The following is a 13627-nucleotide window of genomic DNA, read 5'->3' on the forward strand; positions in this document are numbered from 1 at the left end:
TGTTGACGGTCCGTGGGGGCCTCCTTGAGGGACTCTGGGTCCCTCGAGGAGGCCCCCACGGCTTTTCGGGGACTCAGCCGCGGCGGGCGGCGATACGGGCCTCGATGCCGTCGAGGATGGTGTCCAGACCGAAGGCGAGCGCGTGTTCGGAGTCCTGCGCCGCGTCGAACCGCGCGCCGACCGCTCCGCCGACGCGGGCGGAAAGGGGAAGGTTCTCGTCGGTCATGACCTGTTCGAGGACCGGGGCGACGACACTCCACCATTCGGCGTCGGACATCCCGGAGTCGGCCTGGGCTCGGGACATGCTCCGGTGCGCGCGGGCGACTCCGCTGACGTGGCCGAGCACCAGGGTCAGCGCGGCGTCCATCTCGACGTCGGACAGGCCGATGCCTTCGAGTGGCCGCAGCTCGGTTTCGTACTTCCGGCTGATGTTCGGCCCGAGGTTCGGGCGGGACGCGCGAATGTCGAGCAGCCACGGATGCCGCCGGTGCAGGGCCCAGTTCCGCTCGGCGACGAACTTCATCGCCGAGCGCCAGTCACCGACCCGCACGGCGGTTTCGACGCCGTCCTCGTAGAGCTCGCCGAGGACCGAATCGACCATGAGCGCGGTGAGCTCGTCCTTGCCGGGAACGTGCCCGTAGAGCGACATCGCGCCGACATCCAGGCGGTCGGCGACCTTGCGCATCGAGACGGCGTCGAGTCCGTCTGCGTCGGCGATTTCGATACCGGCGGCCACGATCGCGGGCACGGTGAGGCCGGAGCGGCCGGGGCCGGGATGGTGCCCCCACAGCAGGTAGATGCCGCGTGTCAGATCCGACACCGAGGAACGTCGGGGCACCCGCGATCTCCTTCCCGACCCGGCGGAGCATCGCCTTGTCACTGCCGTACACCGTACCGTACAGTCGAGCGGTACGCCGTACGGTACGGCGTACCGCAATGTCCGCCGAGGGGAATCGAATGGCCAACGAGATGACCGTGCCGCTGCTGCCCTGCCGATCCATCGACGAGATCGCCGAGTTCTACGAGATGCTCGGTTTCACCCGGACCTACTACCAGGCCCGCCCCTACTCGTGCGTGTCGTTGAAGCGCGAGGACCTTCAGCTGCAGTTCTTCGGCATGCCCGAGTTCAACCCCGAAGACTCCTACGGAAGCTGCCTGGTGATCGTGCCCGACACCGGCGAGCTGTTCCGCGCCTTCGCCGACGGGATGCGTGCCGTGCACGGCAAGGTGCTCGTCTCCGGGATCCCGCGGATGACCAGGCCACGCAAGCGGAAGAACGCCGGGAACGTGTCCGGGTTCGCCGTCGTCGACCCCGGCGGGAACTGGATCAGGATCTTCGCCGCCAAGGCCGATCCCGCCGACGAGGCACCGGCCGGGAACAAGCTCGCCGAGGCCGTCCGGAACGCCGTGGTCATGGGAGATTCCCGAGGCCACGAGGCGCAGGCCACGCGAATCCTGGACAACGCGCTACGCCGCGCCGGGGAGGAGACGGCCCCGCCGGGCGACCTGCTGGAAGCGCTGGCCTACCGCGCCGAACTCGCCCTGCGGACCGGCGACCCGGCCGCCGCCCGCGCGTTCCTCGACCAGGCGAGCGGGATACCGCTCCCCGAGGCCGAGCGGACCGCCCGCGCCACCACACTCGCGAGCCTTGACGACCTCGCGGCCACCCTCCAGCGGTAACACACCAGGTCAGGCCGGTCCGGCGATGGCGGGGAGCGCGTCAAGGCTGTGGCGCACGGCCTCGGCACCGTAGGTGAACATCTGCCGTTCGTAGTCGCCGACGGCGTCGAGCAGGTTCCGACGGCCCTCGGCGGCCTCGATCAGGCAGCGGCGCAGCAGGTCGGCATCGCGCAGCGCGGTGTTGGCGCCGTTGCCGCCGGTCGGCGAGGTGGCGTGGATGGCGTCGCCGAGCAACGTGACCGGACCGGGGGCCCAGCGCTCGCCGGGCTGGACCACCCGGATGGAGAGCAGGGTGCTGTTGTCCGGGTCGGCCTGCTCGACGAGGGCCCGCACGTCCGGATGCCAGCCCGGCATCCTGGCCAGCGCGGCCTCCTGCGGGGTCAGGTCGCCGAGCGAGCCGTCCGGCGGCAGGATCATGGCCCAGCGCACGTAGTCGCGGATGTCGGGAAGAGTCACCTCGGGAGCCAGTTTCTCGGCCGCCTCTTTCGGCGGAGTACGGAAACGCGTCGCCCCGAGCAGCAGGCTCACCCCGTTTCCGGCGATCTTCCCGCCGTAGGCGCGAGACAGCCCGGCGAACTCCTCGGTCAGCGGCGTGCGGCCGATGACGAACCGGACGCCGGTGTCGGTCGGGGTGGTCCGCGGCGACAGCGCCGAGCGGACCGCGGAGCCGACCCCGTCCGCCCCGACGAGCAGGTCGGCGGTGGCCGGGTCGCGGTGCGCGAACCGGGCTTCGACCCTGCCGTCGCCCAGGACGTCGTAGCCGGTCAGCGCGGCCCCGGTGTGCACGGTCAGCCCGGTCAGCAACAGGTGCCGGAGCACGTGCCGATCGACCACGGTCCCGTGCCGGGCGGGGCCGAGCTCGCCGATCTTGTTCAGCTGCGAGTCCAGCACCAGCCGCTCGACGTAGGCGTCACTGACCACCTCGTCCAGCAGCGCGTGCCAGCGGTCGGGCAGGCAGTCGCGCAGCGCGGCCAGCCCGACCGGGTTCAGCACGAGCCGGTAGCCCTGGAACCGGGCGGTGATCGCCGGGTCGCGCTCGTACACGTCGACCTCGACCCCGGCACCGCGCAGGCCCTGCGCCAGGCACAGGCCGCCCAGACCGGCTCCGGCAACGGCGACTCGCATCACTGACCCCCAAAACGAACTAAGTTCTTCATCACGAACTAAGTTCTACTCGGCGAACTTAGTTCGTGTCAACCCGGAGTGATCGGCCCGCCGCCCGCCTTGGCATGCCGACTCGACCGAACGGCGGATACGGTGAGCGGGTGACGGGCACCGGGTTCTTCTCCTCCTTCGAGACGGGTGATCCGCAACCGGTGGACCCGGCGCTGCGTGTCGGCACCGGCCCGGACCACTCCCCGACCGCGAAGACCGGCGTCGGCTACACCGGCCTGCGCGCGCTCCGGTACACCGGCACGCTCTGGGCCACCCTGTTCGAGCTCGACGTCGCACTCACCGAGCACAGTGAACTGTCCTATGTGGTCTTCCCGGAACCGGACGCCGGACCGAGTTACCGCAGCACCTACGTCGCCCTCGACCTCGAATTCGACGACGGCTCCACGACAGGCTTCTCGGCGGCGGAACAGGGCGACGGGAAAACGCTCTACGTCGGCCAGTGGAACCTCGTCCGCCACCACCTCGGCGCCTTCGCCGGACGGCACGCCCGCCGCGTAACCCTGGTCACCGCGCCACCCCCGGGGGACGGCGAACCGGGCGGCTGGCTCGACGACGTCCGCCTCGCCGAACGCGCGCCCGGACCACGCGAGCAGGTCGACCACGTCCGCACCACCCGCGGCACCCACTCCAGCGCGGAGTTCTCCCGCGGCAACACCTTCCCGGCGACGGCGGTACCGCACGGGTTCAACTTCTGGACCCCGGTCACCGACGCGGGCGCCCTCGACTGGATCTACTCCTACCACCGCCACAACACGGCGGAAAACCGCCCGGCGCTACAGGCGTTCGCACTCAGCCACCAGCCGAGCCCATGGATGGGCGACCGGCACACCTTCCAGGTCATGCCCGGCATCGGCCCGGTCGAACACCGCCGCCGACAGCGGGCACTCACCTTCACCCACGACGAGGAGACCGACCGGCCCCACCACTACGGGGTCCGGTTCGACAACGGCGTCACCGCCGATCTCGCCCCCACCGAACACGCCGCGATCCTCCGCGTCACCTTCCCCGGCGAGGGCGGCTGGCTGCTGTTCGACAACGCCCGCAACCGCGGCGGCCTCCGCCTGCACCCGGCCACCGGCGTCGTCACCGGCCACACCTGGGTCCGCAGCAGGCTCTCGACCGGCGCGCGCCGCATGTTCGTCCACGCCGAAACCGACCTCCCCGCCCGCCAGGGCGGCCGGATCCGCCGCCCGCCCTGGCGCACCGTCACCGGCTACCTGGAGTTCGACGCGCCCGCGGTGACCCTCCGGATCGCGACCTCACTGATCAGCCTCAACCAGGCAAAACGCAACCTCGACCGGGAAATCCCCGCCGGCACGACCTTCGAACAGGTCCGGGACCACACCAGGGCACAGTGGCAGGAACTGCTCGGCCGCGTCGAGATCGAGGGCGCCACCGAGGACCAGCTCACCACGTTCTACTCGAACCTCTACCGCCTGTTCCTCTACCCGAACATCGCCCACGAGAACACCCCCGACGGCATCCGCCACGCCAGCCCGGTCCTTCGCCGCCCGCTGCCCAGCACCCGGACCCGCACCGGCGCGAAAGTCGTCGACGGCGAAATGTATGTCAACAACGGGTTCTGGGACACCTATCGCACCACCTGGCCCGCCTACGCCCTGCTCACCCCCGGCCGCTGCGCCCGGATGATCGACGGATTCCTCCAGCAGTACCGCGAAGGCGGCTGGATCTCCCGCTGGTCCTCCCCCGGCTACGCCAACCTCATGACCGGCACCAGCTCCGACGTCGCCTTCGCCGACGCCTACCTCAAAGGCGTCCGCGACTTCGACGTCGAAACCGCCTACGACGCCGCCCTCAAGAACGCCACCGTCACCCCGCCCAGCCGCTCCGTCGGCCGGCAGGGACTCGACCGCTCCCTCTTCCTCGGCTACACCCCCACGACCGTCCACGAAGGACTGTCATGGGCACTCGAAGGCTGCCTCAACGACTTCGGCCTCGCCAACCTCTCCGACGCACTCGCCCGCGAAAGCGAAGGCCGCCGAGCTCGCGCCTACGCCGAGTACGCGGCCTACTTCCGCCAACGCTCCCAGCAGTACCGCAACCACTTCGACCCCGAGATCGGCTTCTTCCAGGGCCGCAACCCCGACGGCAGCCGCCACTTCCCCGCCCACGGCTACGACCCCGAGGCGTGGGGCGGCGACTTCACCGAAACCAACTCCTGGAACACCGCCTTCTCCGTCCCCCACGACGGCCCCGGCCTCGTCGCGCTCCACGGCGGCCACGCCGCACTCGAAGCCAAGCTCGACACCTTCTTCACCACCCCCGAAACCGGCCGCAAACCCGGCTCCTACGGCGGAATCATCCACGAGATGACCGAGGCCCGCGACGTCCGCATGGGCCAGTACGGCCACTCCAACCAGCCCTCCCACCACATCCCCTACACCTACAACCACGCCGGCGCCCCCGCCAAAACCCAGCGCGTCGTCCGCGAAATCCTCCGCCGCCTCTACCTCGGCAGCGACCTTGGCCAGGGCTACTGCGGCGACGAGGACAACGGCGAGATGTCCGCCTGGTACGTCTTCAGCGCACTCGGCTTCTACCCACTGGCGGTCGGCAGCCCCCGCTACGCACTCGGCGCCCCCCTGTTCCCCAGCACCACCATCCACCTCGAAAACGGAAGGGACCTCGTCATCCGCGCCCCCGGCAACACCGCGGACACCTGCTACGTCAGCGGCCTCACCCTCGACGGCGAACCCCACGACACCACCACCGTCACCCACGCCGCGCTCACCCGCGGCGGAATCCTCGAATTCGCCCTCACCACCACCCCCACCGGCTGGGGACGCCCACCGGAACCACCGGCCACCCCCGCCCCGCTGACCGACCTCACCGGCACCGCCCACTGCGCCCACGGCGACACCGCACCCCTGTTCGACGACACCACCCGCACCGAAACGACCTTCCGCACCACCACCCCGGCGATCACCTTCACCCCGGACGACCCCGCCCACGAACTCGTCATGTACACCCTCACCTCCGCCGCCCGGCGCGGCGACCCCCGCGCCTGGGTCCTCGAGGGCTCACCCGACGGCCACCACTGGACCACCCTCGACGAACGCCACGACGAACGGTTCCGCTGGCGCCGCCAGACCCGCCCGTTCCTCCTCGACACCCCCGCCACACACCCGCACTACCGGCTGCGCGTCACCGCCGCGACCCGGCGCCACCCCAGCCTCGCCCAGTGGGAGCTCCTCGCCCGATGATCACGAAGTTCCGCGACGCCACCCTCGACCGCGTCACCGCGTCCGACCCCGGCCTGGTCCGCCTCCGCGTCGGCCTCTCCGCCGTGCTCGGCATCGTCGTCGCCGTCCTCGCCCTGCTCCCCTTCCACCTGCCGCTGACGATCATCCTCGTCGGCGCCATCTCCGCGATGACGACCGCCTTCACCGTCAACGACGCCACCCCCGGCGCACAGGCCGTCACCCTCGTCCTGTCCTGGCTCGCCGGCGCCACCACCGTCACCATCGCCAGCCTCGGCGCGACCGTCCCCCCGCTCAACAGCGTCCTCATCGTCGTGCTGATCTTCTTCGCCGTCTACGCCCAGCGCTTCGGGCCCCGCGGCGTCGCACTCGGCTCGGTCGGCTTCTTCCTCTTCTTCTTCGCGATGTTCCTCCAAACCCACATCAAGCAGGTCCCCGAAATCCTGCTCGCACTCACCGTGGGCATCGCCGCCAACGCACTCGTCCGGTTCGTCCTGCTCCGCCGCAACGCCGACGCCGAACTCCTCCGCGTCCGCCGCGCCTTCCGCACCCGGCTCGCCACCGTCATCCGCGGCTGCGAGGCCTACCTCGCCGTCAACGGCAGCGACCGCACCAGGAAACAACTACGCACCGCCTACAACCGCCTGCACGAATGCGTCCTGCTCATCGAGGACTCCGCACCCGACGTCGTCGGCGAGGACGTCGCCGGACGCCTGCGCCGCCGCGCCATCGAAGTCGAACTCGCCGTCCAATGGCTCGTCATCACCGTCCAGCGCACCTGCACCAAGGACCTCACCGACGAAACCCGCGCCGACCTCATCGCCCGCCTCGCCCGGTTCCGCGCACTCATGGAACGCGACCCCCGCGAACTCCCGCTGATCAGCCAGACCGGCGAATACAGCCGCATGCTCGTCGAAGGCAGCCGCATCGACGAACGCGCCAAACCCGGCGACGGCGTCCGCCGCGCCATCGCCGAACTCGCCCTCGCCGACGACCGCGCCCAGCGCGCCGCCGCCCGAGAAGCCACATTGGACAGCCCATACGACCCCGAAGAAACCGAAGAACCCACCCCAGCCTTCGCCTACGACAACCGCACCCGCAGCGCCATCCAGGCCGTCATCGGCGGCGGGCTCGCCGTGCTCGGCGGCGAACTCGTCTCCCACCAGCGCTGGTACTGGGCCGTGCTCACCGTCTTCGTCGTGTTCATCGGCACCTCGTCCTCCGGCGCCACCTTCGTCAAAGGCGCCCGCCGCGTCGGCGGCACCCTCATCGGCATCTTCGGCGGCATGCTGCTCGCCCTGCTCGTCGGCGGCAACCTCCCCGCCACCCTCGCGCTGATCCTGGTGTGCGTGTTCGGCATGGTCTACATGTCCCGCGTGTCCCAGGTGGTGATGTCGTTCTTCATCACCTGCATGCTCGGCCTGCTCTACAGCATGCTCGGCACCTTCAGCCTCGAAGTACTGTGGATCCGCGTCGCCGAAACCGCCGTCGGCGCCACCGCCGGCATCCTCGCCGCACTCGTCATCGTCCCGGTCCGCACCCGCTCGGTCATGCTCGACGACATCGGCACCGTCCTCGACGACCTGCGCGAATTCCTCGAAAAAACCGAAAAACTGCTCTCCGGCGAGGAAAACGTCAACATCGTCGAACTGTCCCGCGACATCGACCGCGACGTCGACACCCTCCGCACCACCGTCGAACCGCTCACCCACCCGGTCAACCTCAGCACCGCCCGCCGCGACTACGGCTGGCACGTCCTGACCACCGTCGAAACCATCGCCTTCCGCGCCCGACACGTCGCGGCCCGCGCCGAACCCGGCCAGCTCACCGGCCCCGTCGCCGACCGCCTCAAACTGTTCACTGGACGCCTGCTCGCCAACATCGACAAGATCCACGACGCCGTCGGCGAGCCCGGCAAGACCGTCGACCCCCTCGTCCGCGACGACGGCACCCCGGTCGCCGACCGCATCGACCACGCCGAAACCCGCGCCGTGCTCTCCAGCCTCAGCCACCTCGACGAAGGCCTCATCGCCCTCGGCCGCACCTTCGGCGTCGGCACCAGGGACCGGTGAACCTCACACCTTCGACCGCGCCCGGCGCCGGGCCACCACCGCAACGAGCACCGCCTCCGTCACCGTCACCACCAGCCCGATGACCAGCGCCGTCGGATTCCCGAACAAGCTCGTGACCAGCAAAAACGGCCCCAGAAACACCGCCAGCCCGAACACCACCACCGCACCCACGACCACCAGCGCGTTGTCCCGGATCCGCCTGGCCAGACCAGGCGAAACCTCCGCCGGTCCCAGCTCGCGCAGCAACGCCTCCCGGTTCCGCTCGACATACGCCGCCGCTTCACCGTCGACCGTCGCACCGGGCGGCACCTCGAACACGATCCACATGTCAGGCGGGCACCGCACCACCACCGGGTCCTCGGGCGCCACCCGCAACATCGGCGCGGCCTTCGCGGCGGGCGCGTCCGGCAACGCGTCGTCCAGATGCCGCTGGAGATGCGCCCGCGCCCGCTCCCGCGTGGGGAACGCCTCGAAGTACGGGATCACCTCCAGCTCGTCCCCGCGACGGCCGCCGGTGTAGACCCACATCCAGCCCCACACCGTCTCCTGCCCCGCCATCCGCGCCCCGATTCAGTTGTGGACACCCTGTTCACGGCGAGACGCTAGAGACGACCGATGAAATCGCGATGAAACGACCTATCCCAGCGATGGCCGACCATCAGCCCGCCCGGCCCCTCGGAGTCCCGGACCGCGGCGGCCTCCGTCGCCGGAGAGGAAGACCGGTGTCCCCAGACCCGGACACACGGACGGACCCGTGAGCGCCAGAGGGGTGGAGCGCTCACGGGTCCGGGTCACGCAGCGTTACGGGCAGGTCTTCCAGGCGAAGTGGTAGATCGTCTTGATACTGCCGTCCGTCGAGTCCATCGTCACGAAGCTCGTCGTCTTCTTCGGATCGGAAGTGCCGGCATAGGCCCGCAATTCCGTGTTGACGTTGAGGTTTCGTTCCTCACCACACGGCTTGTAGACGATCGCGCCGACATCCGTCGAGTCCGAGAACTGCCAGTCGTCCTCGAAGAAGCCTCGAATCGGATGACTCACGTACGCGGTCGGGGAATTACCCTGGAAATAGTAGTTCGCCCGTTCCAGACCACTGGCGCCGGCTTCGAGATGTGCGAATCCTCGATAGTCTGCTCCGGCGATTCCGTAGGTGAATCCCTGCGGCACGTGGACGCGCAGGTTGATCTGACAGTTCTTCCGGAAGTCCGTCGGTCCCGCACCGACACCGACCTGCGCGGTGTATTGGCTGTAGGTGACGGTGAAAGCGGTATTATCGGACGATACCGAAACCGCGGCCGAGTTCGGCGGACAGCCGGTCCCGTTCACTGTCGCGACATCGATGATAATCCTGTCCGGCGGGGGGTTCGTCGGCCACGAATGCGGCGCGGCCACCGATGAAAGCGCTAATAGTGCTGCGGCCATCGTAGTAAGCATGGGGTTCCTTCCCCTTACTTCCGATGTGGGTGGGGGTGTCGACAGAGTAGCGCAAGCGCTACCCGTCCAGACCCACTAAATGGAGCAACGTCATTACTTAGCTTCCCGCAACAACGGTTTACCAAATCCTTAACAAGGCCACTGTGGACAATTGACCGCTCAACAAAAATGATACAGAAAATCCACTGTGACGAACCAATCCACCAGACTGGTCCGGTCCGGCAGACGGGAATAACACCGGCAATCAGGGCAATCAGGGCAGCCCGGTGCGCCACCACGGCCAGCGGACAGGACCGGACGGCGCAAGCCGGCACCCGACCCGCGGCGACCTGGGCCCATGAAACGATCCGAGGGGTGTGTGACCACCGGGGGAGCCGGTGGTCACACACCCCGGAGTGGACTACTTCGTCGCAGGACAGGTCTTCCAGGCGAAGTGGTAGAGCGTCTTGATGCTGCCGTCGGCCGAGTCCATCGTCAGGAAGCTCGTCGTCTTCTTCGGATCCGACGTACCGGCGTTCACCCGCAGTTCCGTGTTGATGTTGAGGTTACGCTGCTCCCCACACGGCTTGTAGACGACCGCATCGATCGGCACCTCGTCCGTGAATTGCCAGTTGTCTTCAAGGAAACCCTTCAGCGGATGCTCGATAAATGCAGTCGGCGAATTTCCCTGGAAGTAGTAACTCGCTCTTTCCAGCCCGGTCGCACCCTTCTCCAGGTGCGCGAAACCACGGTAGTCCGCTCCGGCGATTCCGTAAGTGAATCCCTGCGGAACATGGACCTTGAGGCCGATCTGACAGTTCTTACGGAAGTCCGTCGGCGTTGCCCCCACGCCGACCTGGGCCGTGTATTTGCTGTAGGTCACGGTGAACGCTAGATTATCCGGCGAAACCGAAACCGCAGCCGACTCCGGCGGACAACCGGTACCGTTCACCGTGGCGACATCGATGATAATCTTGTCCGGCGGCGGATTCTCCGGCCAGGTATTCGGAGCGGACACCGAAGAAATAGCCAAAAGAGCAGCAGCCATCGCAGTAAGCATGGGGTTCCTTCCCCTTACTTCCGTGTGGGCGTGAGTCTCGCCAGAGTAGCGCAAGCGCTACCAGTCGAGGCCCGCTGTATGGAGTAAAGTCATTCGCTTAGAGCCACGCAGCGTGAAATGCGCAAGAATTGACAGAAAATCCGCCGATCCGGACCGGCCCGTCACATATTCCGAGACTAAATCGTTGCAGTCGGGCACCACCACACACCCCATAAGGTTCCACCGGCCAACCCGCCTTCACCGGCACCGGCGACACCCGGCGCGTCCGGCACGCTCCCCGTGGCGGCCGACCACGATCCCCGCCGACGTGATCCTGGCTACCGTGACTGGACGCACCCGGACGACGACCGCGCGGGGTACTAGCATCGCGGTACTAGCCAAAGTCGTCTCAAGCTGGAGAAGCGCAATGACCCAAGCCCCCGTCAACGTCACCGTCACCGGTGCGGCCGGCCAGATCGGCTACGCGCTGCTGTTCCGCATCGCGTCCGGTCAACTGCTCGGCACCGACACCCCGGTGAAGCTGCGGCTCCTGGAGATCCCGCAGGCGGTCAAGGCGGCCGAGGGTACCGCGATGGAGCTCGAGGACGGCGCGTTCCCGCTGCTCGCGGGCATCGACATCTTCGACGACCCGAAGCAGGCGTTCGAGGGCACCAACGTCGCGCTGCTCGTGGGCGCCCGCCCGCGCTCCAAGGGCATGGAGCGCGGTGACCTGCTCGAGGCGAACGGCGGCATCTTCAAACCGCAGGGCGAGGCCATCAACGCCGGTGCCGCCGAGGACATCCGCGTCCTGGTCGTCGGCAACCCGGCCAACACCAACGCACTGATCGCCCAGCAGCACGCCCCCGACGTCCCGGCGGAGCGCTTCACCGCCATGACCCGCCTCGACCACAACCGCGCGCTGGCGCAGCTGTCGAAGCGGCTCAACGTGCCCGTGACCGACCTCAAGAAGGTCGCGATCTGGGGCAACCACTCCGCCACCCAGTACCCGTCCATCGCGCACGCCGAGGTCGCGGGCAAGAGCGCGGTCGAGGCCGTCAACGACCAGGCCTGGCTCGCCGACACCTTCATCCCGACCGTCGCCAAGCGCGGCGCGGCGATCATCGAGGCCCGCGGCCTGTCCTCGGCGGCCTCCGCCGCGTCCGCCGCGATCGACCACGTGTACACCTGGGTCAACGGCACCCCCGACGGTGACTGGACCTCGGCCGGCGTCGTCTCGGACGGCTCCTACGGTGTGCCCGAGGGCCTGATCTCGTCCTTCCCGGTCACCGCGAAGAACGGCCGGTACGAGATCGTCCAGGGCCTGGAGATCGACGAGTTTTCCCGCCCCCGGATCGACGCCTCCGTCAACGAGCTGGCCGAAGAGCGCGACGCGGTCAAGAAGCTCGGCCTGATCTGAGGCTGACCACTCAAGACAAGGGAGGCCCTTTCACCCACGAGCAGGTGAAAGGGCCTCCCTTGTCTTTGCTGCTTTTGAAGTTAGGCGGCTAGTTGGACAGTGTTTTTAGATATCGCCCAAGCGTATAGGTCGTTATACTGTCGATTGCGGCATGAGCGTGGTAACGCCTGAGCACCGTGTTCGAGGCACGGGCGGGAGTCAGCGCCCCCGACCTCGCCGTTCCGGCTCCGATCCAGCTCCATCCCGGCCCGTTGCGCCGGACCTGGTTGGTGGCCTGAGGTCGTCTAGGCCGACCGCGATCGCTGTGGGAAGCGCATTTGTATCGATGCCGGCTTCGAAGGCCCGCAGGAGGTAGGCGGTAAGCCGCTCGCAGGCCGCACGGGGATCCGGGACTGCCGCAGCCACACCGTCGTTGGCGAGAATGGTGAGCACGATGTCACCGGGCTCGAAATCCGCGCGCAGTCGTCCGGCCACCTGGGTTCGCCGGACGAGTTCCCCTAGAAGCGTCTCGACCGCCCTCCGCCCGGAGCGGACCGACGACTCGTCGGTGACCCGGGTAGTCAGGACCACGGCGAACGAGCGGTCCGAGGAAAGGGCCATCGCCATCTTCCGTATGACCGTGCAGAACCCACGCCATGGATCGGGATCCCTGAGGCCGGCGGAGACCATGTTCACGCAGTTCTCCACGTGATCGGCGAAGACCTCGTCGATCAGCGCCTCCTTGGTCGGAAACCGCCGGTACAGGGTTCCCTGGCCGACCCCGGCCCGCCTGGCGATCTCGTTCATCGGTACGTCCAGCCCGTCGGAGGCAAAGGCCGCCCGTGCCGCGGCGACGATGCGCACGCGGTTCTGGATCGCGTCCGCTCGCAGGCGTGGTCCCCCGTCTGTGTTCATGTGGAGGAGCGTAGCGGAAGTGGACAGCCATGTCCGGTTCTAATAGTCTTCGTAAGTGGACAGTGAAGTCCGCTTACGAAAGGGGCCGCAATGACGCACGCACACGACACCGTCGACCACCCGCTGCCAGAGCGCGCCGAGGGCCAGATCCTCGCGAATGAACACTTCGTCGACCGGCTCAGCGAGGGCAGTTACCAGGCCGTCCCGGGTTTCGACGGCCTGGAACAGCGCACGTTCGGCATCTGGAAGGGCACCGAGGGCCGGTACGGGATGTACAGCATGCGTGTGGTCGAGGGATTCACCGGCACTGGTGAAGTGCCCTGGCATACGCACTCGTCAGACCAGATGGAGTACATCGTCGAGGGGTGGATCGTGGCCGAGTACGAGGGCATCGGCACGGTCCGCCTGGAGAAGGGCGACGCGATCTTCGAGCACTCCGGCAACCGCCATCGTCAGCTCGAGGTGTCGCGGGACTTCGTCAGCCTTCAGGTGCTCATCCCGGCCGAGATGTCGACCACGTTTTACCGGTGGGATCAGGCCGGGGGATGCTTCCTGCACGCGACTGTGCCGCACCCTGAGCTCACACCAGGTAAGGACACTGCGGAATGAGCTCAGCCAGTCCGCAGCTCGGCTGCGTGCGCTACCGGGTCGCCGGGCCCGACGGGGACATCCCCACCGGACCCGGCTCCGGTGTCACAATCGACGCGACCGACTCCCG

Annotated in this window: 11 protein-coding genes; 5 read left to right on the top strand and 6 right to left on the bottom strand. The window is 68.1% G+C overall.

Going from position 1 to position 13627, the window contains the following annotated elements; genetic code table 11:
* Positions 1-73: 73 nt before the first annotated feature.
* Positions 74-838, bottom strand: a complete 765-nt coding sequence (locus ABD987_RS15885; RefSeq protein ID WP_345392963.1) for a TetR/AcrR family transcriptional regulator — start codon at positions 836-838, stop codon at positions 74-76.
* 119 nt (positions 839-957) lie between these two features.
* Between ABD987_RS15885 and ABD987_RS15890 the strand changes: the two genes are divergently transcribed.
* Positions 958-1680 carry a VOC family protein gene (locus tag ABD987_RS15890; protein WP_345392966.1) on the top strand — a complete coding sequence of 241 codons (723 nt, stop codon included), beginning with the start codon at positions 958-960 and terminating at the stop codon, positions 1678-1680.
* Positions 1681-1689: 9 nt separating this feature from the next.
* Here ABD987_RS15890 and ABD987_RS15895 read toward each other — a convergent pair whose 3' ends face one another.
* Complete coding sequence (locus ABD987_RS15895; protein ID WP_345392969.1) at positions 1690-2805, bottom strand: FAD-dependent oxidoreductase; 1116 nt, start codon at positions 2803-2805, stop codon at positions 1690-1692.
* A gap of 140 nt (positions 2806-2945) precedes the next feature.
* Here ABD987_RS15895 and ABD987_RS15900 point away from each other — a divergent pair, with 140 nt between their 5' ends.
* Both ABD987_RS15900 and ABD987_RS15905 read left to right on the top strand, forming a co-directional pair.
* Complete coding sequence (locus ABD987_RS15900) at positions 2946-6080, top strand: GH92 family glycosyl hydrolase (protein ID WP_345392972.1); 3135 nt, start codon at positions 2946-2948, stop codon at positions 6078-6080.
* Positions 6077-8149 carry an FUSC family protein gene (locus tag ABD987_RS15905; RefSeq protein WP_345392975.1) on the top strand — a complete coding sequence of 691 codons (2073 nt, stop codon included), beginning with the start codon at positions 6077-6079 and terminating at the stop codon, positions 8147-8149. The genes ABD987_RS15900 and ABD987_RS15905 overlap by 4 nt, the downstream gene beginning before the upstream one ends.
* A gap of 3 nt (positions 8150-8152) precedes the next feature.
* Here ABD987_RS15905 and ABD987_RS15910 read toward each other — a convergent pair whose 3' ends face one another.
* The 3 genes from ABD987_RS15910 to ABD987_RS15920 all read right to left on the bottom strand — a co-directional run bounded on the left by ABD987_RS15910 (position 8153) and on the right by ABD987_RS15920 (position 10619).
* Positions 8153-8707: a hypothetical protein gene (locus ABD987_RS15910; protein WP_345392978.1), complete on the bottom strand. Its 555-nt coding sequence runs from the start codon at positions 8705-8707 to the stop codon at positions 8153-8155.
* 243 nt (positions 8708-8950) lie between these two features.
* A complete protein-coding gene (locus ABD987_RS15915) occupies positions 8951-9580 on the bottom strand; it encodes a DUF4360 domain-containing protein (protein WP_345392981.1) in 630 nt (209 codons plus the stop codon).
* Positions 9581-9980: 400 nt separating this feature from the next.
* The gene (locus ABD987_RS15920; protein WP_345392984.1) at positions 9981-10619 is read right to left on the bottom strand and encodes a DUF4360 domain-containing protein; all 639 of its coding nucleotides are present in this window, start codon (positions 10617-10619) and stop codon (positions 9981-9983) included.
* 406 nt (positions 10620-11025) lie between these two features.
* Here ABD987_RS15920 and ABD987_RS15925 point away from each other — a divergent pair, with 406 nt between their 5' ends.
* Positions 11026-12015, top strand: a complete 990-nt coding sequence (locus ABD987_RS15925) for a malate dehydrogenase (RefSeq protein WP_345392987.1) — start codon at positions 11026-11028, stop codon at positions 12013-12015.
* Between the two features lie 198 nt (positions 12016-12213).
* Here ABD987_RS15925 and ABD987_RS15930 read toward each other — a convergent pair whose 3' ends face one another.
* Positions 12214-12909: a TetR/AcrR family transcriptional regulator gene (locus ABD987_RS15930; protein WP_345392990.1), complete on the bottom strand. Its 696-nt coding sequence runs from the start codon at positions 12907-12909 to the stop codon at positions 12214-12216.
* A gap of 90 nt (positions 12910-12999) precedes the next feature.
* On the opposite strand from ABD987_RS15930, the gene ABD987_RS15935 reads away from it, so the two are divergent.
* Entirely contained in the window at positions 13000-13518 is a 519-nt protein-coding gene (locus ABD987_RS15935; RefSeq protein ID WP_345392992.1) for a cupin domain-containing protein, read from the top strand.
* Positions 13519-13627: the final 109 nt, after the last annotated feature.

The sequence above is a fragment of the Amycolatopsis samaneae genome (assembly GCF_039541975.1).
Lineage (GTDB): Bacteria > Actinomycetota > Actinomycetes > Mycobacteriales > Pseudonocardiaceae > Amycolatopsis > Amycolatopsis samaneae.

Coding starts and splice junctions, on each gene's coding strand:
- ABD987_RS15920 (WP_345392984.1), bottom strand. CDS start 10,619: ATGCTTACTGCGATGGCTGCTGCTCTTTTGGCTATTTCTTCGGTGTCC.
- ABD987_RS15935 (WP_345392992.1), top strand. CDS start 13,000: ATGACGCACGCACACGACACCGTCGACCACCCGCTGCCAGAGCGCGCC.
- ABD987_RS15890 (WP_345392966.1), top strand. CDS start 958: ATGGCCAACGAGATGACCGTGCCGCTGCTGCCCTGCCGATCCATCGAC.
- ABD987_RS15910 (WP_345392978.1), bottom strand. CDS start 8,707: ATGGCGGGGCAGGAGACGGTGTGGGGCTGGATGTGGGTCTACACCGGC.
- ABD987_RS15915 (WP_345392981.1), bottom strand. CDS start 9,580: ATGCTTACTACGATGGCCGCAGCACTATTAGCGCTTTCATCGGTGGCC.
- ABD987_RS15925 (WP_345392987.1), top strand. CDS start 11,026: ATGACCCAAGCCCCCGTCAACGTCACCGTCACCGGTGCGGCCGGCCAG.
- ABD987_RS15905 (WP_345392975.1), top strand. CDS start 6,077: ATGATCACGAAGTTCCGCGACGCCACCCTCGACCGCGTCACCGCGTCC.
- ABD987_RS15895 (WP_345392969.1), bottom strand. CDS start 2,805: ATGCGAGTCGCCGTTGCCGGAGCCGGTCTGGGCGGCCTGTGCCTGGCG.
- ABD987_RS15930 (WP_345392990.1), bottom strand. CDS start 12,909: ATGAACACAGACGGGGGACCACGCCTGCGAGCGGACGCGATCCAGAAC.